The following is a 21,324-nucleotide window of genomic DNA, read 5'->3' as shown; positions in this document are numbered from 1 at the left end:
CGGGCGCCGACGAGTCGCGGATTCAGCCGGCGATGCTCGGGATCCTGCGGTCCGCGAGCGTCATGATGAGCACGGCCCCGCCGATCCCCGCGAGCACCCACGCGAGGGCGTGGAATCCGGAATCCGTCGCCCGCCCGCCGAACACGAGCCCGATGAGGCTCGAGGAGAAGATCGCGCCCATATAGGCGAAGGTCCGGTACAGGCCCGCGGCCACCGCGATCCCGTCGGCCGGCGACTGCACATACAGCGCCGTCTGGTTCGCGAATCCCGCGAAGCCGTTCGTGAGGCCCAGGAGGCTCGTCATGACGAGGAGCAGCGCGAGCGGAGTGCCGGCGTCCGCCGCGGCCATGACGAGCGCGGTCCCCACCAGGGCGACGCCAGCGAGGATGAGGGGCACGCGCACCCAGCCGCGGAGCGACACGAGCCGCGCGACCACCACGCTCACGAGCGAGAGCGGCACCATGATGGCCCCCACCGCGGCGGGGTCGAGCCCGCGGCCCTGCTCCATCCACTGGCTCATGCCGTACATGCACGCGTACATCCCGAGCCCCACGAGGAGCTGCCGCGAATACGTCCGCTGGAGCGGGCCGTTGGCCGCGAGCGCACGGACGTCGATGAGGGGGCTCGCCGTGCGCCGCTCCCACCAGACGAACACGACGGAGACCGCGAGCGCGGCGATGGCGACCCACCAGGGCGGGTTGTCGAGCCGGGCGAGGAACGTCAGGAGGGCGACGACGGCGTCCGCGAAGAGCGCGATGCCCGGCAGGTCGAGGGCCTTGGCCAGCCCGCGCCACGACGCGCGGGCCCGAGCCGTATCACTTTCGACGCCGGTGAGCGCCGCCGCGAGCGTGACGAGCGCGAGCGGGATATTCACGCTGAACAGGGCTCGCCATCCGAGCGTGCTCACAAGGATCCCGCCGAGCGGGAGGCCGACGACGATCGTCACCTGGGCGGCGATGGAGAAGGCCCCGAGCACCCGGCTCGGCACCCCGACGCCGTGCGCGTCGGCGCGTGCGCGGACCAGCGCCATCGCGGTCGGGTAGGCGGCGGAGGTGCCGATCCCGATCAGGGCGCGGGAGACGAGCAGGAACCCGAACGACGGCGCCAACGCGCCAATAAAGCCCGCCACGAGCAGGATGAGGGTCCCCGAGAGGAACACCCGGCGAGGGCCGAAGAGGGTTGCGAGCTTGCCCATGGTGGGCTGCATGACGGAACTGAACAGGTACAGCACCGAGATGAGCGACGCCGTCTGGCCCGGCCCGAGCCGGAACTCGCCGCCGATCGCGATGAGGCCTGTGGCGATCATCGAGCTGTTGATCGGGTTCAGCGTCGAGCCGAGCAGCAGCGGCCCGAGGTACCGGACGCCGAAGGGCCCTCGGCCAGCGCTGGCGGTGGGCGCCGTCGTCATTCCCTCCCCGCAAGGAGGGCGAGGATCTCCTCGGTCGTGCCTGATTCGCCGATCCGCGGGAAGACGGCCGAGACGGCGTGGGCATGGGCGCCGTCATTGAGGTCGGTCATGGCGTCGACGGCGAAGGCGACGTTGTAGCCGAGGTCGTACGCGTTCCGCGCGGTGGACTCGACGCCGATGCTCGTGGCGATGCCCGTGAGGACGAGCTGCGTCACCCCGCGGTCGCGGAGGATCGCGTCGAGGTCCGTGGTCGCGAACGCACCGATGCTCCGCTTCGTCACGAGGATGTCCTCCTCGGAAGTGTTGAGGCCATCGACCAGCGCGAAGTACTCGGCGGGAACGTCAGCGGGGAGCCGGCGTGGGGTCTCGTTTCGCCCTGAGGGCGCGCCGGCCACGTTGACCAGGACCACCGGCAGGCCACGCTCGCGGAACGCGTCGGCGAGGGCTTTGCTGCGGGACACCACCTCCGCGATGAGCGGCACGTCTTCGGTGCGGGACTGCTGCGGCCGGTTGACGATCCCGTTCTGGAGATCGACGACGACGAGCGCGGTGTGGGGGTCGAGGGACGAGACAGTCATGGAGAGGTCCTTTCTAGACGATCCGGGACAGCAGGACGAGTGCTTCGCTCACCCGCTCGAGCTCCTCGGGGCTGAGCTCGCGGCTCAGCGCCCGTTGGAGCCAGTCCTGGCGGATGAGGCGCTTCGCGGCGATCTGCTCCCGCGCTGCCTCGCTCAGGGAGATCGACGACTTCCGGCGGTCCGCCGGGTGAGGCTCGCGGCGGACGAGCCCCGCCTCTTCGAGGGCGGCTACCGTGGCGCCCATCGACTGGGGGCGCATTCCCTCTGCTCGGGCGAGATCGCTCACGGTGGCGGGGCCTTCGCGCTCGAGCAGCGAGAGGACATTGAGCTGCGAGCGTGTGAGGTCGCCGAAGTCCGCCTGCTGGCGCAGGCGGCGGTTCATCTGGCGCAGGAGGGCCCGCAGGTCTGCGGCCACGGCAGCAGGCTGATCGGACACAGAAACCATCTAACCGCATATGAAGGAATCTTCACAGTTTGCCTTCATACACTGCCCGGCGGAACTGTCAGGGCAACCCGCTAAGGTGAATCCATGGGGAAGTTCTTCGACTCGCTGTTCGGCAGCGGACGGGAACCCGAGCGAATCCTCGACGACGACCCAGGGCCCACGCTCGCCGAGGAGCTCGAGGAGACCCGTGCCGCCCTGTCCGAGCTGCGCAGTTCGATCCGCCGCGCGGGCTCGCTCCTGCCCACGCTCGCGTCGTCGCACATGCGCCAGATCGAGGACATCCTGCGCCTCCTCCTCGACTACGTGACCGAGCACGGCGCCTCGACCGAGCAGCGGGTTCTGCTGCACTCGATCGCCGCGGACTACCTCCCCACCTCGCTGCGCGTGTACCGCGCGCTGCCCCCGGAGACGCAGACGGACGAGAGCCCCGAGACGGAGAAGCTGCTCGAGCAGCTGGACATTCTCCACGCGACGGCCCTCGACCTCGACCATCAGGTGCGGACCGGGGCCATCGCCGAGCTGAGCGCCCACGGACGGTTCCTGCGCGACAAGTTCGACGTCGACGGGGTGCGCATCCATCCGGACGGGCCCCAGCGCGGCTCCGAGGGCGGGTCCCGCTGATGGCGTCGCTCGCCCCGGACAACGCCGTGGCCCTCAGCGCGGGCGACCCCGGGCTCGTCGGCGTGGTGGTCACCACCGAGTGGGCCATCGAGCCCGCGGCCGGTCCGCTGCCGGAGCCCGTCTCGCTCGCCGTGGTGTGCGGCGACAACGGGCGGGCCCTGACACCCGACGATCTGATCTTCTTCAACCAGCCGACGACGGCGTCCCCCGGCATCGCCTTGTCTCCCACCACGGCAGGCCCCTATGACCCGCCGGCGCGTGCCGAGGAAGGAGCCGAGCAGATCGAGGTCGACTTCCGGCGCGTTCCCGACGATGTCGGCAAGATCGCCTTCGTCACCTACATCGACCCCGAGGTGCGGGGCGCCGGGAACTTCGCCCCGGTCCGGTCCCTCACCCTCACGGTCTCCCGGCCGGACGGATCCGAGATTGTGCGCTTCGACGCGCCCCTCAACGACGCCGAGAAGATCCAGGCCGCCCTCATCGGCGAGCTGTTCCGCGACGGCGACGGCTGGGCGTTCCGCGCCGTGGGCCGCGGCTACCGGAACGGCTTGGCGGGCGTCGGCATCGAGTTCGGGCTGGACGTCTGATGCACGACGACGGCCTCACCCTCCCGCGGCCCGGCCGCGCCCACGTGCCCGCGCCCGTCCCGCCCGAGTCGCGTCTCTACCCGGCCCCCGCCTTCGGCACGCGTCCGGAGCTCTCGGCGCGGGACGCCGTCGTCCGTCTCAACCCGCGGCAGTCGGCGATCGGCTCGCTCTTCGTGACGGGCACGCGGGGCACCGCGTGGGAGGACCCGAGCCGGATCACGGGGGCCCAGAGCGTGCACCGCGAGCAGATCGGGACGGTCGTGCAGACCCCGGGCGGCCGCCCGCTCGTGGGGTATGTGAATCGGGACGCCGTTGTGGTCCTGCGCCACATGAGGCAGCTGCGGCGCGCCCTCTTCATCGCCGGCGCGGGACCCCTCACCGTTCAGACGTTCGACGGCGCTGCTGCCGCCATCGCAGGCTCGCTCGGCGAGGGCCGCCGGACCGTCCTGACGCTTCAGCGCATCGGATCCATCCTCGAACTGCGGGCGGAGTCCGTTCCCGCCGAATGGGACGACGGTCAGATCTGGCGGGAGTTCGGCTTCACCATGACGATCGGCTTCGTCCGAAGGCGCTAGGCCGCGGCGACCCGTTCCCACTCCTCGGCGAGGAGGCTGAAGCTCCGCTCCCGCAAGGCGGGGTCGTGGGCGTAGCCGGTGAGGATGACCTCGTCTACGCCGTACGACGCCGCGAAGGCCCGAAGGAACTCGGCGGCCTCGGCGGGAGTGCCCACCGCCGAAACTCGCAGCGCCGACGCGGCCATCTGCTCCTCGTGCGGGGCCCAGTCCAGCTCGCGGACCGGAGGCCTGATGGGACCGCGCTCGCCGCGGCGGATGCCGAGGAACATCTGCTGGTGGGACGTGAAGAGGTACTCGGCCTCCTCGTGGGTCGGCGCAACCATGAGGTTGGCTCCGGCCATGACGTAGGGCTCGGCGATCTGAGCAGTTGGAGCCGACGGGTTGAACATCTGGCGGTAGGTCCAGATCGCTTCGCTCAGCTGGAACGGTGCGAAGTGGCTCGCTGCTGCGTACGGAAGGCCGAGCTGGCCGGCGATGGCCGCGCCCGCCGTCGAACTTCCCAGGACCCACAGCGGGACGTGCGTGTTCCGCGCGACCTCGGCGTGGACGCCGTGGGAGAGCTGGACGGAGTCGTTGAGGAGAACAGAATCCGAATCGTCCACCTGTTCGCCGAAGTACCAGGCGAGAAGGCGGATGTTGTTGGCGAAGTTCTGCTCGTCGTCGTCCCTCGCGCCCCGGCGGAGGATCGCAGCGGTCCGGGGGTCCGTGCCCGGGGCGCGCCCGAGCCCGAGGTCGATGCGCGGACCGTAGAGGTTGGCCAGGGTGCCGAACGCTTCCGCGACGGCGAGGGGCGAGTGGTTCGGGAGCATGATGCCGCCCGAGCCGACGCGGAGCGTGCTCGTCGCGGCGGCGGCATTCGCAATGAGGAGGGCGGTGGAGTTCGAGGCGAGCGCCTCGGTGTTGTGATGCTCCGCGTACCACAGGCGCCGGTACCCTGCCTCCTCCACGGCACGGGCGAAGCTTGTGGCGCTCGCGAGGGCGTCGGCGACGGTGGATCCCTGGACGATGGGGGCGAGGTCAAGGACGGAGAGGGCAGTCACATGGTCGGCAACCTCACCCGCGTCCGCCTTGTTCCCTTCAGGGCGCAGATGTGGCCCTGTTCACGGATGAAAGACTACGTTTGTCACGTTCGATAACGTCTCCATTGCTTTTCCACAACATCACGGTCAGCGGGTTGAATACCCCCTCATGTGATAGGTGAGAATGGTGTTGTCCGGTGAGGCAGGTGGGCCCCTGGATTTTCCACTCAGCGTTCTCTGGGGATGGGAGACAACGTGGACGACGGAACTGTGGTCGCGAATCTCGTGTACGGCGGCACCCTCATGATCGGCGGCGTCATGCTGCTGATCCTGTCCGTCTCGCTGGTCATCACGCTGCTTCTGGCGGGGGTTGCACAGACCATGGTCTCGATCGCCAAGCTCGGCGCGAAGGTCTTCGTCTACCGGCCCGTGCACTCGACCGCCGAGGCCACCGCCACAGACCACGTCCGCAGTGCCGTCGTCGCAAAGGCGGACGCGATCCTTGCCGCCGCGCGCACCGAGGTGCCCGCCCGAGCCAAGGCCCCCGCCGAGCGCGCCCCTCTGACCCTCGCCTACTCCGACCGCACAGGACCGTTCACGGGTACCCAGCCGCTGGTCAAGGCGGGCTGACCCGCCTCAGTCCTCGCTCACGAGGTTGTTCGAGGCCGACTCCATGTGGGCAAGGATGGTCTCGCGAGCGGTCACCGCGTCGCCGGACTCGATCGCGTCGACAATGTCCCGGTGCCGGTCCACGCTCATATTGCTCGTGGCTCGCTCAAGGCCCGCGAACATGATGGACATCCGGATCGAGCCCTCGAGGGACTGCCACTGGTGAAGGAGCGTCTCGTTCCCGGAGAGCCTGCACAGGAGCCGGTGGAAGTCCAAGTCGGCTTCGATCCGGTCCTCGAGGGAACGCCCAGAAGCCTCGTCCATGTTCTCGAGGGCGTCCCTCAGTTCGCCCACAGCCTTTGCCCGCCGCGGCTGCTCGATGAGGGTGCGCGCAGCGAGGGACTCAAGCACTCCGCGCACCGCGAAGATATCCCGAATCTCCTTGGGATCGAGGTGTCGCACGCTCAGCCGGCCGCGAGGGCCGGCCGAGGCGAGGCCCTCCTGCTCGAGTTGGCGAAGGGCCTCGCGCAGCGTCCCTCGGCTGATTCCGAGCATCTCGGACAGCTCCGTCTCGACAAGGTGCTGGCCCTGGCGCAGTTCGCCGGAGGTGATGGCGCGGCGCAGGGCGGCGAGCGCCTGTTCCCGCAGGCTCTTCTTCTCGAGGCCGGGCAGGGATGCTCCGATGGCCATGGGGTCCTCCCGCTGCAGTGTCAACTGTCATCCGACAATCGTTGACACTCATGATATGCGCGCTGGCTCAGCCGAGTTCGGCCAGAACCTTCGCGACGATCCGCTCCACGCTCAGCCCGTACTTCGAGTGCAGGGTGGGCAAGGCGCCCGCGTCGAGGAACTCGTCCGGGAGCCCAACCGGGACCACGCGCCGCGTCACCCCCGCTCGCACCAGGGCCGATGCGACGGTTTCGAACAGGCCGCCCACCACCGTGTGGTTCTCGAGGGTCACCGCGAGTCTGTCTCCCGCCAGCTCGGCGAGGACTGTGGCCTCGTCGAAGGGCTTGATGGTGGGGGCATGGACGACGGCGACGTCCACCTTGTGCTTCTCAAGGGCGGCGGCCGCTTGGAGCGCCCGCATGGTCATGAGCCCGGAGGAGACGAAGACGACGTCGTTGCCGCCGCGCAGGACTTTGGCCTTGCCGAGCTCGAACTCGTAGTCATACTCGTCCAGGACCGTCGGGACCTTGCCGCGCAGGAGGCGCAGGTAGGTGGGCCCGTCCGAGGCTGCGAGCTGCGGGACGGCTTGGGCGATGTCCACCGAGTCGCACGGATCCACGATCGTCAGGTTCGGCATGCCGCGGAAGATGGCCATGTCCTCGGTGGCCTGATGCGACGGCCCGTACCCGGTGGTGAGGCCGGGCAGCCCGCCGACGATGTTCACGTTCAAGTTCGGCTCGGCGATATCGAGGCAGATGAAGTCATACGCGCGCCGCGCGGCGAAGACCGAGTAGGTCGACGCGAACGGCACGAGGCCGGCTTCGGCCATGCCCGCCGCGGCTCCGAAAAGCAGCTGCTCGGCCATGCCCATCTGGAAGAACCGATCGGGGTGGGCCTTGGCGAAGATGTGCATGTCGGTGTACTTGCCCAGGTCCGCGGTGAGGCCCACGATCCGCGGGTCGGCTTCGGCGGCGGCGGCGAGGGCGTGGCCGAACGGGGCGGGTTCTGTCTTCTGCCCCGGATCCGCGAACGAGGCGATCATGGCCGAAGTCTTGAGCCTCGGAGTATTCACCGCTGCCGTGCTCATGCCTGCTCCTCCTGATGCTTCTGTCCCTCGCGGGCTGCTCGGCCCTCCTCGAGCTGTTCGACGCAGATCGACCACTCGTGCTCTTCGATGCGCATGAAGTGCGCCTTCTCGCGCTGCTCCAGCAGCGGGACTCCCCGTCCCACCTTGGTGTCGCACAGGATCACGGCCGGCGCCCCCTCGCCCGCTCCGCCGTCGTCGCCCGCCTCGGAGAAGGCGGCGTCGAACGCCTCGAGCAGCGCCCCGACGTCGTTCCCGTCCACGCGGAACACTCGCCAGCCGCACGCTGCCCACTTGTCCCCCACCGGCTCGGTGCGCAGGACGCCTGCGGTAGCGCCGTCCGCTTGGAGCGCGTTGATGTCGACGACGGCGGTGAGCCGGCCGAGCCGATGGTGGGCGGCGCCCATCGCGGCTTCCCAGGTCGAGCCCTCGTCGAGCTCGCCGTCGGAGAGGAAGTTCACGATCCGCGCGGGGTTGCCGCGGTGCCGCAGCCCGAGGGCCAGGCCGACGGCGATCGTCAGCCCGTGCCCCAGGGACCCGCCCGAGATCTCCATGCCGGGCGTGTAGGTCGACATGCCCGACATGGGGAGGCGCGAGTTGTCCGAGCCGTAGGTCTCCAGCTCCTCGATCGGGATGATCCCGGCCTCAGCGAGGGCGGCGTACAGGCCGATCGCGTAGTGCCCGGTGGAGAGGAGGAACCGGTCGCGGCCCTCCCACTGTGGATCCTCCGGTCGGAAGCGAAGCTGGTCCGCGTACAGGCACGCGAGGATGTCCGCCGCGCCGAGCGCCTGGCCCACGTAGCCCTGGCCTTGGACCTCGCCCATGAACAGGGCGTTGCGGCGGATTCTGTGGGCAGCCGCCTCGACGGCGGCGCGGCGCGCGGCCGAGGCTGCCCGAGGGCGGGAGTCGAGAATCGGGGATGTCATTGGAGCGGGATTCCTCTGTTTAGTGGCTGTTGGCCTAGTGGCTGTTGGCCTAGTGGCTGTTGGCCGGGGCGGGCGTCTCGGCGGAGATCCGCTCGGCCGCCTCGCGCTCCCGGCGCCCCCACGTCTCGCGGGTAGCGATGGCGGCCCAGAGGCCGATCGCCCCGTAGGCGCTGAAGAGCAGGGCGGGGCCGATCCAGCCGAAGCTCACGAAGAGCAGCGTGGTGATGAACGGCGTGAAGCCGGAGACCATCGCCGAGATCTGATAGGCGAGCGACGCACCGGAGGACCGGGTCTTGGCCTGGAACAGCTCCGGGAACCACGCGCCCTGGGCTCCGGCGAGGGAGTTCTGGCACACGGCGTACGCGAGGACGATGGTCGCGATGATGAACAGGAAGAGGCCTGTGTTGACGAGCAGGAACATCGGCACGCCGAACAGGACGGCGAAGGCACAGGACCAGATGTAGACAGGTCGGCGGCCCACCTTGTCCGTGAGGGCACCCCAGGTCCACGTGGCGAAGATGCCAATGGCCGAGGCGATGCACAGGGCGATGAGGGTCTGGTTCTTATCCGCGAGTTTGGCGGAGTTGAGGTAGGAGATCATGTACGTCACGGAGACCGCGTAGCCTGCCGTCTCTGCGATGCGGAGGCCGATGCCCCGCAGGATGTTCCGCCAGTCGTTGCGGATCACCTCGGTGATGGGCGACTTGGCGAGGTTTCCGCTTTCCTTGACGTCCTCGAAGACGGGCGATTCAGGCACCTTGGAGCGGATGATGAGGCCGACGATCACGAGGGCGAGGCTCGCGAGGAACGGGATGCGCCACGCCCACTCGCTGCCGAGGTGGACGCTGAAGAGGAACACGAGATTGGCCAGGAGCAGGCCCACGGGGAAGCCCGCCTGCACGATGCCGGTCACGGCGCCCTTGCGCCGCCACGGCGCGTGCTCGTAGCTCATGAGGATTGCGCCGCCCCACTCGGCTCCGAACGCCAGGCCCTGGATGATGCGCACAGCGACAAGCAGGGCGGGAGCGAGGACCCCCACCGCGGCGTACGTGGGGAGCAGGCCGATTGCGAACGTTGCGATGCCCATGACGATGAGGGAGGCCACGAGGACTGGCTTGCGCCCGAGGCGGTCACCGAGGTGTCCGCCGATGATGCCGCCGAGCGGGCGGGCGGCGAAGCCGACGCCGAGGGTGGCGAACGAGGCCAGCGTGCCGGTGACGGGGTCCGCGCCCGGGAAGAAGGCCGTGCCGAAATAGAGGGCCGCGGCGGTGCCGAAGCCGATGAAGTCATACGTCTCGATGACTGCCCCGACGGCCGAACCGACGGCGACGCGCTTGGCGTCCTTGGTGCCGTGGACCGGGCCGCGCATGGCGAGAGCCTCGTTGCTCATGGGCGTTTCCTTCCGGATCAGATGTGGGAGTCGATGTGTTGACAGTCGACATCGCTCCCTCAGTGTGCCCGGCATCACTTCGCAATGTCAACAACCGGTTGCTTAGGTTGACTGTTAACAGTCGAACACCGTAGCGTGGTCAGTGCCACACCGTCAGCTCCCACTCGGAGGACAAGGATGTTCCACGACCGTCTCGGCTGCTCGTCGATCAGCTTCCGCCACCTGTCGCTCGGCGATGCCTTGGCCGCGATGGTCGGACTCGGCTTCGAGGAAATAGACCTCGGTGCCCTTCCGGGCGTCTGCGATCACGTCCCCTTCGAACTCACCGATGCAGATATCGAGGGTGTGGCGTCACGCGTGACGGACTCAGGCCTGCGCGTCCGCTCGGTGAACGGGGACATCGGAGATCTCAACGCAGTGCTCGACGGCGACGGGGTGGCAGTGCGGGAGGCTCACCTCGAACGGCTGCTCACCCTCACGGAGAGAGTGGGCGCCAAAGCCCTCGTGCTCCCGTGCGGTGCCCTGAGTCCTGATCCGGTCCGGAGCCTGGATCAGGACCTCGACCTCGTGGCCGAGCAGCTGGCCGTTGCCGCCGAGCGCGCGGCCGGGGTCGGAGTGGGGCTCTGGACGGAGTCCCTGCACTTCTACCGCCTCTGCGGGACCCTGGACCGAGCCCTCGCCCTCGCAAGCCGGCTCGAAGGCACAAAGGTGCGGCACGTCGTCGACCTCTCCCATGTGGTCGCCTCCGGCAGCCAGCCCGAGGAGGCAATCGCTGCACTCGCGGGCCGCATCGCCCACGTCCATCTGCGTGACGCCGTGCCGGGGAACATCAACCTCAGCATCGGAAACGGCTCTGTGGACTTCGCCGGCGCCCTCGCGGCCCTGCGCGACGCCGACTTCGACGGGCACTTCTCGCTCGAGCTCGAGGCCCACGACCTCACCCACGAGGAGCGACCAGCAGCCGCCGCCAAGGCTGGCAGCTTCATCAGCGACCTCATCTGACTTACGGATTCACCGATTCACCGATTCACCGATTCACCACAGATTCTCAAGAGAAGGAACACCATGAGCACCATCCAGCGCACCGCCGTCCTCACTGGAGCCACGTCCGAGAAGGGCATCGGCCTCGCGACCGCCCGCCGCTTCGCCCGCGAAGGCTGGGGCGTCGTCGTCCTCGACCTGGATGGCGAGAAGTCCGCCAAGACCGCCCAGGACATCGCGAACGAGTTCGGCGTCCCAGCCTTCGGGCACGCAATCGACGTCGCGGACGAGGCCTCCGTCGCCGCCGCCGAGTCCGCCGTCGCCGCCGAGGTCGCCAGCGGGCGCCTTCCCGTGATCGGGGCGCTCGCCAACATCGCGGGCATCACCTCCCCGGTTCCGTTCCTCGAGACCGACCTCGCCCTCTGGAACAAGGTCATGGCTGTCAACGCCACGGGGACGTATCTGGTCACGAAGTCGTTCCTGCCCGCCATGATCGAGGCCGGATGGGGCCGCATCGTGAACATGTCGTCGGTGTCCGCCCAGCGCGGCGGCGGCGTGTTCGGCCGAGTGCCCTACTCCGCAGCGAAGGCCGCGATCCTCGGCTTCACGAAGGCCCTTGCCCGAGAGATCGCCCCCACGGGCGTCACGGTCAACGCCATTGCGCCAGGCGCCGTGGACACGAACATCCGTGTGGGCAGCACCGACGAGCAGGAGGCGGCCATCGCTCGCGACATTCCCCTCGGCCGCACCGCCACGACCGACGAGATCGCCTCCGTCATCACGTGGCTCGCCTCCGACGGCGCGTCGTACCTCACGGGCACCACGGTGGACATCAACGGCGGCAGCCACATCCACTGACGGCTGGCTGGTCGAGAGTGCTAGTCGGGGTGCTCGCCCGTGAGCCTCTCGAAGTCACGGAGCCAGACCTCCCGGACCTCCGCGTCCTTGGCGCGCTTGGCACCCGGCTTCGGGCCGCCGTCGTGCCCGCGGCGCAGCGCCGGCCGCCGGCCGACGCCCATGAGCAGCAGCGCTCGCTCGGTCATTGCGGCGTGGCGCAGCGGAAGCGAGGTGCGACGTCGGCGGGTCACCTCGCGGATCGCGTCGTGCGCGTCGCTCCGGCGCCCCAAGGACCGCAGCGAGCGGGCGCGGAGCAGGAGGAGCGCTGCGGCGAGGTCGTCCCGGTTCGTGAGGCCCTCGGTCCAGAGCACCACGTCCCCGGGACGGCCGAGGATCTCGGCGAGGCGGCTCGCGGCGAGGGACGTGGGCAGCGATGGGGGCAGCTGGGCGAGAGCGGACAGCGCCTCGAGTGGGTGGCCGATCTCGCGCAGGCTGTGCGCGAGCGCGAGGCACACCGCCTCTTCGCTGAACAGCGCCTCGACGCTGATCCCCTCCGAGAGCTCGATCCAGAGCGACCAGGCCTCGAGGTAGTCGGCCGCGAAGAGGGCGGCCGCCTGCTCGTTCTCCCCGGCGAAGCCCCGCTGGATCAGCTCCGCGGCCTGCGCGTGCTGATGGCCCCGATACGCGAGCAGCCCGGCCATGACGTAGCAGAGCCCCGACCAGCCCGGGTACGAGCGGGCCAGGAGCACGAGGCGCTCGGGCTCCTTGTCGCGGAAAACGGCATCGAACACCGCCCTCTCCGGCTTCGACGGGAACCGCCGCAGCCTCGGTGAGCCGCAACGCTGACCCCCACGGCTGAGCAGGCCGCGGACAGGCGAGAACACCCGCACGCCGCGGAACGGCGTGAGGTCGCGGGGGTCGCGGAACGAGTGCTGGCGGTCCACGTCGCTGGAAGCCATGGCCTCCATGCTAATCAAGGCCGTTATGTCACCGGTTCGCAAAGTAGATCCAAGCCCCGATGACCCAGACGGTGGCTGCGGTCGCCGCAAAGCCGAATTCGATGAGCATCCCGAGGCCGAGGGCCTTCAGCGCAGCGACCGATGACGACGCGGCCACCCTCACATCGCGTGTCCGCACCCATTCGCTCCCTAGCAGGCCCAGGGCAAAGCCGACGAACAGGCCCACGACCGGGATCACGAACATGCCCACGATTGCGGCGACGGCACCGACGACGATCGAGCTGTTGGGCACGTTCCGCGCCGAGAGGCGTCGCCCGGTCAGCACGTATGACGAGCCCATGCCGGCCGCGAAGAGCACCGTACCGACGGCGAACACCACCCAGCCGTTCGCCCCTGATCCCCCGAACAGCGCCCATTCGAGAAGCGCGAGGATCCCGAGGATGCTTCCAGGCAGAACCGGCACGATCGTGCCGGCAACCGCGATGGCGAGCGCAAGACCGGTGATGAGGGCAGCGAGAGCGGGTCCGTCCACTCGCCTTATCCTACGGGCCGCCCTCCCGCCGACGTCGGGTATCCTCCCGCCGAAGTCGGGCCCCCTAGCGCCGAAGCCGGGTCCCCTGCCGCCGAAGTCAGGGCGGACGACGGCGGCCGGGCACCCGCCGTCGTCCGCTCCGGCTTACCCCGGGCTACTCTCCTGGCACGACGGCGGCGGCCACGGCGGCGGTGACGGCGGGGGCGACGCGCGGGTCGAGGGGGCTGGGGACGATGTAGTCGGCGGAGAGCTTGTCCTCGGCGAGGGCGGCGATGGCCCGGGCGGCGGCGAGCTTCATCGCGGGGGTGATCCGGCGGGCGCCGGCGTCCAGCGCGCCGCGGAAGATGCCCGGGAACGCCAGGACGTTGTTGATCTGGTTCGGGAAGTCGCTGCGCCCGGTGGCGACGACGGCGGCGTGCCGGCGGGCGGCCTCGGGGGCCACCTCCGGGTCCGGGTTCGAGAGCGCGAACACGATCGAGCCCTGGGCCATGGACGCGATGTGCTCCTCGGGGACGGTGGAGGAGGAGACGCCGATGAACACGTCCGCGCCGGCCAGGGCCTCGGCGGTGCCGCCGGCGACCCTGCGCGGGTTGGTCCGGGCGGCGTACTCGGCCTTCATCCCGGCCAGGTCCTCGCGGCCGGTGTGCAGGGCGCCCTTGGAGTCGAGCAGGATCACGTCGCTCACCCCGGCGGTGAGCAGGATCTCCGCCACGGCGATGCCCGCGGCCCCGGCCCCGGCGATCACCACCTTGAGGGACGCGAGGTCCTTGCCCACGACCTTGACCGCGTTCTCCAGCGCGGCCAGGGCCACGACGGCGGTCCCGTGCTGGTCGTCGTGCATCACCGGCATCTCCAGCGCCTCGATCAGGCGCCGCTCGAGCTCGAAGCAGCGCGGCGCCGAGATGTCCTCCAGGTTCACCGCCCCGAAGGACGGGGAGATGCGCACGAGGGTCTCGATGATCTCGTCCACGTCCGTGGTGTTCAGCACGATCGGGATCGAGTCGAGGCCGCCGAAGGTCTTGAACAGGGCGCTCTTGCCCTCCATCACCGGCAGCGACGCGGCCGGGCCGATGTCGCCCAGGCCCAGCACCGCCGTGCCGTCCGAGACGACGGCGACCAGCCGCGAAGCCCACGTGTGAGTCCGGGCCACCCCCGGGTCCGAGGCAATCGCGCGGCTCACCTGCGCGACCCCGGGCGTGTAGGCGATCGAGAGGTCGCGCTTGCTCGCAAGCGGGCGGTCGACCACGACCGAGAGCTTCCCGCCCTCATGCGCGGCGAAGATCTCCTCATCGGTGATGGGCTGGGATTGGGATTGCGTCTGAGCAGAAGGGGACACGGCACTGGTCTCCTGGATCGATCCGCGGCACGACGGCCAGCGGCGTCGCCTCCGCGGTCGGGCATCGTCTGCACTTCGTCGGGCAGAGGCGATGGGTCCGTCGCACAGGCGTCAAGGGGTCCGGGGGTCATGCGCCAGATGGGGCGCTTTCCGGGAGATCCGCTCGCGCGAGGATGTCCGCGCGTGCTGGACCTCGGGGAGGGAGGTGCCACCATCATATCGGGACGACCTCAAGTTTCCGCAACGCGGAACGTCATGCGAGACGCGCGGCAGCCGTCCTCGGGCCGAGGAGTGCGCAGGCCTCCTTGAGCTGCTGCTCCGCCTCGTACGGGAGCAGGCGGCCGGTGCGGATGCCCGAGACCAGGCCGGAGACCATCAGCACGATGCTCTTGCCGCGCGCCGCTCCGCCGCCGATCCGGCCGAGAACCGACCACGAGAGTTCATCGACCTCCCCGATCATGCGGGCGAGCTCATGGTCTGCGGGGACGACGAGCTCGTCGAGGCAGCTGTTCACGGCGGGCTGCGTCAGTCGCATCTGGAGCAGCTCGATCGCGGCCCCCGCGAGCTGCCGCGAGCGCTCCTCGAGGCCCCGGGCGTTCCGGGCACGGCTCTCCACCCGCTGCCGCAGCTCGAGGAGCTGCCTGCGGTGGAGCGCGAGAAGCAGGTGGGCGGTGGAGGGGAAGTACCGGTACGCGGTGCTGAGGGAGACTCCGGCGCGGGTCGCGACCGCCGAAACCTCGACCTCCGGATACTCGAGCCGGGCGAATTCGGCAGCGGCGTCAAGCAGCCGGCGGTAGCGCTCCGCGAGACGAGGTGTGGTCGGTGGAGCCTCCATCGACACCAAGTCCTTGGGCAGTTCCAGCACGCGCAGCAACCTCTTTCCGGCAATCGTCCGGCAACGGTCCGACCCATGGCTGCGCCCCGGCCAATGCGCAGTGGGTCCCACCAACTATACCGCCGGCCGCCGGGGCCTCAGTGTCGGCGAGCAGCGTCGCCGCACTCAGGACACCGAGCGGATCCGGGTCACGAAGACAGCGCCCAGCAGGCCGATGACCGCCGCCGCGACGTAGAGGGAGATGTAGCCGCCCCAGAACGCCACGAACGGATAGGCGATGCCTGGTGCGAGAACCTGCGGGAGGGAGTTTGCGATGTTGATGACGCCGAGGTCCTTGCCTCGGTCCGCAGCTTTGGGGAGCACCTGGGTGATGAGTGCGAAGTCGACGGCGAGATACGTACCGAAGCCGATGCCGAGGATGCACGCACCGACGATCGCCCCCGGCCACACAGGGAAGAAGCCGATCGTCAGGGACGCCACGGCGATGATGATCGAGGAGGTGATGACGAGCGGCTTTCGTCGCCCAGCCCTGTCGGAGAGGCGCCCGCCGATGACACTTGTGATGATCACGAAGACGGCGTACAGGCCGGTGAGGATCAGCACCCCGGTGGCTGGATCAATTCCCTCGGTTTCCTTCAGCCGCACCGCGTCGGTCAGGAAGAAGAGGAGGTACAACGTCACCATGTGGTTGCCCACATTGACGAGCAAACGAGTGATCCACGCCCAGGCGAAGTCCGGATATCGCCTCGGGCTGACCCAGAACGAGGCAAGGAAGCCGCCCAGCGAGAAAGGCCGGATCGCGACGCGCGGGAGCGGATCGTCGTCGGCCGTCGCAAGGTAGAGGACCGAGCCGAGAACCAAGGCTGCCCCGCAGATGATGTACCCCAGCGCGAAATTCCCCGAGACGACGGCGGCAATGACGGCACCGAGGAGGATCCCCACCGTCTGGCCCATCGCAGCGAGGCCGCCCACCGTGCCGCGCTGCGGCACGGGCGTCCGATCCGGAATCGCCGCGGTGATCGCGGCGTAGGCGCCATTGCAGCCCAACTGCACGAAGCACCAGAGCACCGTTGCCGCCGCGACATTCGGCGCGCCCGCGAGCGCGACGAGGGCGACCGTGCCGAGCAGGGCACCGATGAGCACCCACGGACGACGACGGCCGAAGCGGCTCCACGTGCGGTCCGAGAACGCGCCGAAAAGGGGGTTCGCCACGAGGGCGACGGCGGCACCCGCGCCCGTGACGAGTGCGAGGATGGCTTCCTTGTGGCCCGCGTCGAACGCCTGAGCCTGCTGCCCGATGAGCACTTGGATCGGACCGAAGAACGCGGCATTGATGCCGACGTTCACGAGCACGAGGCCCGTGATCCACAACGGCCCGACCCTCCGGACCGGTTCGGCGAGCGCCGACTCGGGAACGTGTTCCTGATGCGAGGCCTCTGCGGTCATTCACGGCTCCCCGGCTCGTGTGGTCCCCCCGACCTCCCGGCCGAGGTGGTGCTGTGGCTCTCAGATTAGCCCCGGGAGCGGCGCCGCGGAGATACCTCGCCGAAGTCGGGTCCCCCACCGCCGACATCGGGTCCCCCAGCTCACGACGACGGAGGGTGCCTGCATTCGGAAGCCACCTCCCGTCGTCGTACTTCATGAGGAATGGCCCGACCTCGGCGCCACACCCCCCTACCTCGGCGCCACACCCCCCGACCTCGGCGGTATACCAGCTCCCCGACGGGAGAGCCCTCGGGCGGTATTCTCTCCGTCATGGACACCCCTGCGCCGAATGGAGGCCCCGTGCCTCCGGCTGCCCCCGAGGAAGCCTTCGCGAGCCACGTCTATCAGCTCATCCTCGAGGACATCGTCGCGGGTCGACTCGCGCCTGGGCAGCGCCTGCGCGAGCGCGAGCTCTCGGACCAGCACAACGTCTCGAGGATCCCCGTCCGAGAGGCCCTGCACCGCCTCGAGCAGGACGGCTTCATCGTCACGGCTCCGCGCCGAGGCGCGGTTGTCCGGAGCCTCACCCTCACCGACGTCGAGGAGCTCTTCGACCTGCGGGTGCTGCTCGAGTCGTTCGCGGCACGCCGGGCGGCTGAGCGCGTGGGGGCCGGAGGCGACGGCGGGCGTCTGACCGAGCTCCTGAAGCTCTCCCAGGACGCGAGCGCGGCCGGTGACGACGAGCGGGCGTCGGACCTCAACACCGAATTCCACGCTGAGATCGTCGCGGTCTCCGGGCATCGGCTTCTGGCGCGGTCGCTCCGCCCGCTCCAGGGGCTCACGCGCTGGATCTTCGGTCTGGGCGTCAGCCGCCCGATGGAGCTCAACACGATCGAGCACGAGGAGATCAAGGACGCAATCCTCGCGGGGCGCGCCCAGCTCGCCGAGTCGCTTGCCGCGGCTCATATCGAGCTGGGCCGCCAGCCCGTCCTCGATGGCCTCGCCGGAACGCTGCCGGAGTAACCCATGGCCCTCGGAACCGGAAACGGGCGCACGGCCCGCTACGCGCAGATCGCAGAAGTCCTGGCCCGGCACGGCCTCGGGCACGTCCTCAACGCGACCGGCCTCGGGCGCTGGACGCCGTCGGCTCTCCTGCCGGATTCGGTCGCCGCCGAGGCGGCCGGCCCCGAGCACGTGCGCCGCGCCCTCGAGGAGCTCGGGCCGACGTTCATGAAGCTCGGCCAGATCCTCTCCACGCGTCCCGACCTCGTCCCCGAGGCCTATCAGGCGGAGCTCGCGAAGCTCCAGGACGCCGCGCTTCCGGTGCCGGCGGATGAGGTCCGCGCGGTGATCCGGGAAGAGCTCGGCGACGCCGACGACGTCTTCGCGGCGTTCGACGACGACCCGATCGCGAGCGCGTCGATCGGCCAGGTCCACGGCGCACGCCTCCGGGACGGAACGCGGGTGGTGGTGAAGATCCGCAAGCCGGGGGCGGTCGACCGGGTCCGCGAGGATCTGGAGATCCTCCGTAACCTCGCCTCGCACGCGGTGCGGCACTGGGGTCCGGCTGAGGAGTACAACGTGGAGGGGCTCGTGGAGCAGTTCGGCCGCACGATCCTCGCCGAGCTCGACTACCTGCAGGAGGGGCGCAACGCCGAACGCTTTGCCGCGAACTTCGTGGACGACCAACGGATCCGCATCCCTCGGGTCTTCTGGGAGACGACGACGTCGCGCGTCCTGACGCTCGAACGAGTCGAAGGGCTCAAGATCAACGACGTCGAGGCGCTCGACGAGGCTGGCTTCGATCGCCGCACGCTCGCGGTCAACGCGGCGAGTGCCCTCGCGCAGATGGTCTTCAAGGACGGCTTCTTCCACGCCGACCCGCATCCCGGCAACATGTTCGTCCAGTCCGATGGCGCGATTGCGCTCATCGACTTCGGGATGGTCGGGGAGGTGGACGACCGGCTGCATGACCAACTGAGCCGCCTGCTCATCGCCCTCGGCCGGAAGGATTCGCGGCGGCTGGCGCGCACCCTCGCCGACATGTCGGAGGCAAGGCACGACGTCGACCTGCCGGCCTTGGCAGATGACGTCGCCGATTTCATCGCGCTCTACGACCGGGCGAACCTTCAGGACATCGACATGGCCCGCCTCGTGCAGCAGCTCCTCGCGGTGGTGCGCACGCATCGCCTTCAGATGCCGGGCGAGGTGGCAGTGATCTCGAAGATGATCGTCATGGCCGAAGGTCTGGGGCGAGTCCTCGACCCGGAGTTCCGGCTCAACGCCGCGCTGCGCCCGTATGTCATGGAGATGTTCCTCGAACGCCACTCCCCTCAGGCCCTCATGGAGACTCTGCGCGAAGCCGGCCTCGGCGCGATGGACCTCGTCGAGGACCTTCCCCGTCTCGTGGACGGGCTCGTCCGGATCGTGGACTCGGGCGGGGTGGAGGTGCGGCTCCGGGCCTCGGAGCTCGAGCCGCTCCTTGCCCGGGCGGAGAAGATCGGCGACCGAGTCGTCGCGGGCGTCATCGCCGCCGCGTTCATTCGGGGCGTCGGCGAGCTCGTCTCCCTCGACCGGGAGCGGTCCGGATGGCGTGCTCCCTTCATGCGGGTTGGGCTGACGGCGCTTGGCGGGTTGAGCGGCTACCTTGCTTGGAGCGCGGCGAGCCGCAGGAGACGCGGCAACTAACAGTCCATTTGGTGAGACAAAAATGCTCACCAAATGGACGTCGGAGCAGGATACGACCATGCAGCAGATGGCGAAGACGAGACCCAAAGCCTGGCTCATGCTCGCGCTCGGCCTCTCGGCGCAGACCGTGGGGACCGTGTTCGTCAACGCCCCGGCGTTCCTCATCCCGCTGCTCCACCAACAGGACGGCCTTCCCCTTGCGCAGGCAGGACTGCTCGCCTCAGCGCCCACGGTCGGCACGGCCCTCACCCTCATCGCCTGGGGAGCGCTCGCCGACCGGTACGGCGAGCGCTGGGTGATCACCGCCGGTCTCGCGCTCACCGCGCTCGCCGCGCTGGGCGCCGTCCTCGTCCCGGGCTACATCCCGCTGGGCCTCTTCGGCCTCGCCGGCGGAATGGCGTCGGCAAGCTGCAATGCGGCGAGCGGCCGACTCGTCGTGGGCTGGTTCCCGCGCCATCAGCGCGGCCTGGCCATGGGAATCCGCCAGATGGCGGTGCCCCTCGGAACCGCGATCGCTGCGTTGACCGTGCCGACGGTGGCTGACGCCTCCGGGATCGGCCCCGCGCTGATGGTGCCCCTCGTGCTCACAGCGGCAGCTGCCGTCAGCTGCGGCCTCTGGATCTCGGACCCGCCTCGCGCCACCACGTCCGCGCACCCTGAGGGCAGTACCGCGAACCCCTACCGGGCGAGCTCGTTCCTGTGGCGCATCCACGCCGTCTCGGTCCTGCTCGTCGTGCCACAGCTCACCCTGACGATCTTCGGGCTGGTCTGGCTGATCGCCGACGTCCGATTGGACAGCGTGCTCGCGGGAGCGATCGTGGGCGGTGCGCAACTCGTCGGCGCATTGGGCCGCATCGCCGTCGGCGTCTGGAGCGACCGGCTCGGAAGCCGCGTGCGGCTCCTGCGCTGGGTGGCCGTCGCCGGGCTCGTGACGATGCCACTCATCACGGTCGCCGATGCGATGTCACTTCAGGTCGTTGCCACCGTCGCCTTTGTGGCAGCGACAGTTGTGAGCGTCGCCGACAACGGTCTCGCGTTCACCTCGGTCGCCGAGGCCGCAGGCCCACGGTGGTCGGGCAAGGCCCTCGGCACGCAGAATACCGGCCAGTTCCTCGCCGCCGCGGGCGTCGGGCCCGGCGTCGGAGCGCTCGTGGGGCTGCTGGGCTACCCGCTCGCGTACCTCATGGTCGCCGCCGCACCCCTCGCCGCCATCCCGCTGATCCCCGAACGGGACGTCCACGCCGAGGGCTAGAGCTGCCCGAGCAGCCCCTTCATCGCCTCGATCTCCTTGGTCTGCGCATCGATGATCGAGGCAGCCATCTCAACGGCGCCGTGATGCTTCCCAGAGGCCCTCTCGGTCCTCGCCATCTGCACAGCGCCCTCGTGATGCGCGATCATCTGGGTCAGGAACAGCTTCGATGCCGCTGCGCCGTCCGCCGAACGCAGCTGGGCAACTCCCTCGGAGCTGACCATGCCGTCCATACCGTGGCCATCGTGGCCCGCGGGCATGCTGGCCGGCTGGCCCCACTCGCCCAGCCAGCCCTTGAGCGCCGCGACCTCCGGCGCCTGCGCGGCCTTGATCTGCTGGGCGAGGTCGCCCACCCGCGCGTCCACGCCGGGCTTCCCGATCACGATCTCGCTCAGCTCCACCGCCTGCTCGTGGTGCGGGATCATCATCTGGGCGAACATCGCGTCGGCGCCGTTCGCGCTGGCCGAGGACGTCGTCGAGGCGCTGCATCCGGCGAGCGCGAGGGAAACGGCGATGAGTGCAGACGTGACGGCACGGCGGGCATGTGTGTGCTTCAGAAAGGTCATTGAGG

Annotated in this window: 23 protein-coding genes; 9 read left to right on the top strand and 14 right to left on the bottom strand. The window is 69.5% G+C overall.

Annotated elements, in window-relative coordinates; all coding sequences use genetic code 11:
• Positions 1-22: 22 nt before the first annotated feature.
• Genes E5679_RS11725 through E5679_RS11715 form a run of 3 tightly spaced genes read right to left on the bottom strand, consistent with a single transcriptional unit; the run spans position 23 to position 2,422 of the window.
• Positions 23-1,408, bottom strand: a complete 1,386-nt coding sequence (locus E5679_RS11725; protein WP_138415994.1) for an MFS transporter — start codon at positions 1,406-1,408, stop codon at positions 23-25.
• Complete coding sequence (locus E5679_RS11720; protein ID WP_138415992.1) at positions 1,405-1,986, bottom strand: isochorismatase family protein; 582 nt, start codon at positions 1,984-1,986, stop codon at positions 1,405-1,407. Before E5679_RS11720 ends, E5679_RS11725 begins: the two co-directional genes overlap by 4 nt.
• A 13-nt stretch (positions 1,987-1,999) precedes the next feature.
• Positions 2,000-2,422, bottom strand: a complete 423-nt coding sequence (locus E5679_RS11715; protein WP_212746937.1) for a MarR family winged helix-turn-helix transcriptional regulator — start codon at positions 2,420-2,422, stop codon at positions 2,000-2,002.
• A 93-nt stretch (positions 2,423-2,515) separates the two neighbouring features.
• On the opposite strand from E5679_RS11715, the gene E5679_RS11710 reads away from it, so the two are divergent.
• From E5679_RS11710 to E5679_RS11700, 3 genes are read left to right on the top strand one after another with little or no spacing between them, the layout of a single operon-like run.
• Positions 2,516-3,052, top strand: coding sequence for a hypothetical protein (locus tag E5679_RS11710; protein WP_138415988.1), 537 nt, complete (start codon positions 2,516-2,518; stop codon positions 3,050-3,052).
• Positions 3,052-3,639 (top strand): TerD family protein, encoded by a 588-nt coding sequence (locus tag E5679_RS11705; RefSeq protein ID WP_138415986.1) that lies wholly within the window; start codon positions 3,052-3,054, stop codon positions 3,637-3,639. Before E5679_RS11710 ends, E5679_RS11705 begins: the two co-directional genes overlap by 1 nt.
• A complete protein-coding gene (locus tag E5679_RS11700; RefSeq protein WP_138415984.1) occupies positions 3,639-4,214 on the top strand; it encodes a hypothetical protein in 576 nt (191 codons plus the stop codon). Before E5679_RS11705 ends, E5679_RS11700 begins: the two co-directional genes overlap by 1 nt.
• Here the strand turns inward: E5679_RS11700 and E5679_RS11695 are convergent.
• Positions 4,211-5,254, bottom strand: a complete 1,044-nt coding sequence (locus tag E5679_RS11695) for an LLM class flavin-dependent oxidoreductase (protein WP_138415982.1) — start codon at positions 5,252-5,254, stop codon at positions 4,211-4,213. The two genes, E5679_RS11700 and E5679_RS11695, sit on opposite strands and share 4 nt — an antisense overlap.
• A 234-nt stretch (positions 5,255-5,488) precedes the next feature.
• On the opposite strand from E5679_RS11695, the gene E5679_RS11690 reads away from it, so the two are divergent.
• On the top strand, positions 5,489-5,863 hold the full coding sequence (locus E5679_RS11690) for a hypothetical protein (protein WP_138415980.1): 375 nt from the start codon (positions 5,489-5,491) through the stop codon (positions 5,861-5,863).
• 6 nt (positions 5,864-5,869) lie between these two features.
• Here E5679_RS11690 and E5679_RS11685 read toward each other — a convergent pair whose 3' ends face one another.
• From E5679_RS11685 to E5679_RS11670, 4 genes are all read right to left on the bottom strand, one after another.
• Positions 5,870-6,532 (bottom strand): GntR family transcriptional regulator, encoded by a 663-nt coding sequence (locus E5679_RS11685; protein WP_138415978.1) that lies wholly within the window; start codon positions 6,530-6,532, stop codon positions 5,870-5,872.
• Positions 6,533-6,599: 67 nt separating this feature from the next.
• A complete protein-coding gene (locus E5679_RS11680; protein ID WP_138415976.1) occupies positions 6,600-7,598 on the bottom strand; it encodes a transketolase family protein in 999 nt (332 codons plus the stop codon).
• Positions 7,595-8,521: a transketolase gene (locus E5679_RS11675; protein ID WP_138415974.1), complete on the bottom strand. Its 927-nt coding sequence runs from the start codon at positions 8,519-8,521 to the stop codon at positions 7,595-7,597. Before E5679_RS11675 ends, E5679_RS11680 begins: the two co-directional genes overlap by 4 nt.
• Positions 8,522-8,570: 49 nt before the next feature.
• Positions 8,571-9,911 (bottom strand): MFS transporter, encoded by a 1,341-nt coding sequence (locus tag E5679_RS11670; protein ID WP_138415973.1) that lies wholly within the window; start codon positions 9,909-9,911, stop codon positions 8,571-8,573.
• A 177-nt stretch (positions 9,912-10,088) separates the two neighbouring features.
• On the opposite strand from E5679_RS11670, the gene E5679_RS11665 reads away from it, so the two are divergent.
• Together E5679_RS11665 and E5679_RS11660 are read left to right on the top strand one after the other, a co-directional pair.
• Positions 10,089-10,913 (top strand): sugar phosphate isomerase/epimerase family protein, encoded by an 825-nt coding sequence (locus E5679_RS11665; protein ID WP_138415971.1) that lies wholly within the window; start codon positions 10,089-10,091, stop codon positions 10,911-10,913.
• A 63-nt stretch (positions 10,914-10,976) separates the two neighbouring features.
• A complete protein-coding gene (locus tag E5679_RS11660) occupies positions 10,977-11,750 on the top strand; it encodes an SDR family NAD(P)-dependent oxidoreductase (RefSeq protein WP_138415969.1) in 774 nt (257 codons plus the stop codon).
• A 20-nt stretch (positions 11,751-11,770) separates the two neighbouring features.
• On the opposite strand, the gene E5679_RS11655 is transcribed toward E5679_RS11660, so the two are convergent.
• The 5 genes from E5679_RS11655 to E5679_RS11635 form a co-directional block, all read right to left on the bottom strand.
• Positions 11,771-12,688, bottom strand: a complete 918-nt coding sequence (locus E5679_RS11655) for a hypothetical protein (RefSeq protein ID WP_138415967.1) — start codon at positions 12,686-12,688, stop codon at positions 11,771-11,773.
• A 28-nt stretch (positions 12,689-12,716) separates the two neighbouring features.
• Positions 12,717-13,220 (bottom strand): DUF456 domain-containing protein, encoded by a 504-nt coding sequence (locus tag E5679_RS11650; RefSeq protein WP_138415965.1) that lies wholly within the window; start codon positions 13,218-13,220, stop codon positions 12,717-12,719.
• A 154-nt stretch (positions 13,221-13,374) separates the two neighbouring features.
• A complete protein-coding gene (locus tag E5679_RS11645) occupies positions 13,375-14,556 on the bottom strand; it encodes an NAD(P)-dependent malic enzyme (RefSeq protein ID WP_138415963.1) in 1,182 nt (393 codons plus the stop codon).
• Positions 14,557-14,809: 253 nt separating this feature from the next.
• Complete coding sequence (locus tag E5679_RS11640) at positions 14,810-15,421, bottom strand: TetR/AcrR family transcriptional regulator (RefSeq protein ID WP_138415961.1); 612 nt, start codon at positions 15,419-15,421, stop codon at positions 14,810-14,812.
• A gap of 135 nt (positions 15,422-15,556) precedes the next feature.
• Positions 15,557-16,837: an MFS transporter gene (locus E5679_RS11635; protein WP_138415959.1), complete on the bottom strand. Its 1,281-nt coding sequence runs from the start codon at positions 16,835-16,837 to the stop codon at positions 15,557-15,559.
• A 339-nt stretch (positions 16,838-17,176) separates the two neighbouring features.
• Here E5679_RS11635 and E5679_RS11630 point away from each other — a divergent pair, with 339 nt between their 5' ends.
• From E5679_RS11630 to E5679_RS11620, 3 genes are read left to right on the top strand one after another with little or no spacing between them, the layout of a single operon-like run.
• Positions 17,177-17,839 carry a GntR family transcriptional regulator gene (locus tag E5679_RS11630; RefSeq protein WP_249336088.1) on the top strand — a complete coding sequence of 221 codons (663 nt, stop codon included), beginning with the start codon at positions 17,177-17,179 and terminating at the stop codon, positions 17,837-17,839.
• Between the two features lie 3 nt (positions 17,840-17,842).
• The gene (locus tag E5679_RS11625; protein ID WP_138415956.1) at positions 17,843-19,504 is read left to right on the top strand and encodes an ABC1 kinase family protein; all 1,662 of its coding nucleotides are present in this window, start codon (positions 17,843-17,845) and stop codon (positions 19,502-19,504) included.
• A gap of 58 nt (positions 19,505-19,562) precedes the next feature.
• Complete coding sequence (locus E5679_RS11620) at positions 19,563-20,756, top strand: MFS transporter (RefSeq protein ID WP_249336087.1); 1,194 nt, start codon at positions 19,563-19,565, stop codon at positions 20,754-20,756.
• Here the strand turns inward: E5679_RS11620 and E5679_RS11615 are convergent.
• Positions 20,753-21,319 (bottom strand): DUF305 domain-containing protein, encoded by a 567-nt coding sequence (locus E5679_RS11615; RefSeq protein ID WP_138415954.1) that lies wholly within the window; start codon positions 21,317-21,319, stop codon positions 20,753-20,755. The genes E5679_RS11620 and E5679_RS11615 overlap by 4 nt on opposite strands.
• Between the last annotated feature and the right edge of the window lie 5 nt (positions 21,320-21,324).

The organism is Sinomonas gamaensis (assembly GCF_005876955.1).
In the GTDB taxonomy this organism is placed as follows: domain Bacteria; phylum Actinomycetota; class Actinomycetes; order Actinomycetales; family Micrococcaceae; genus Sinomonas; species Sinomonas gamaensis.
Note: the sequence above shows the minus strand (reverse complement) of the source record. Positions and strands in the feature narration are given on the sequence as shown.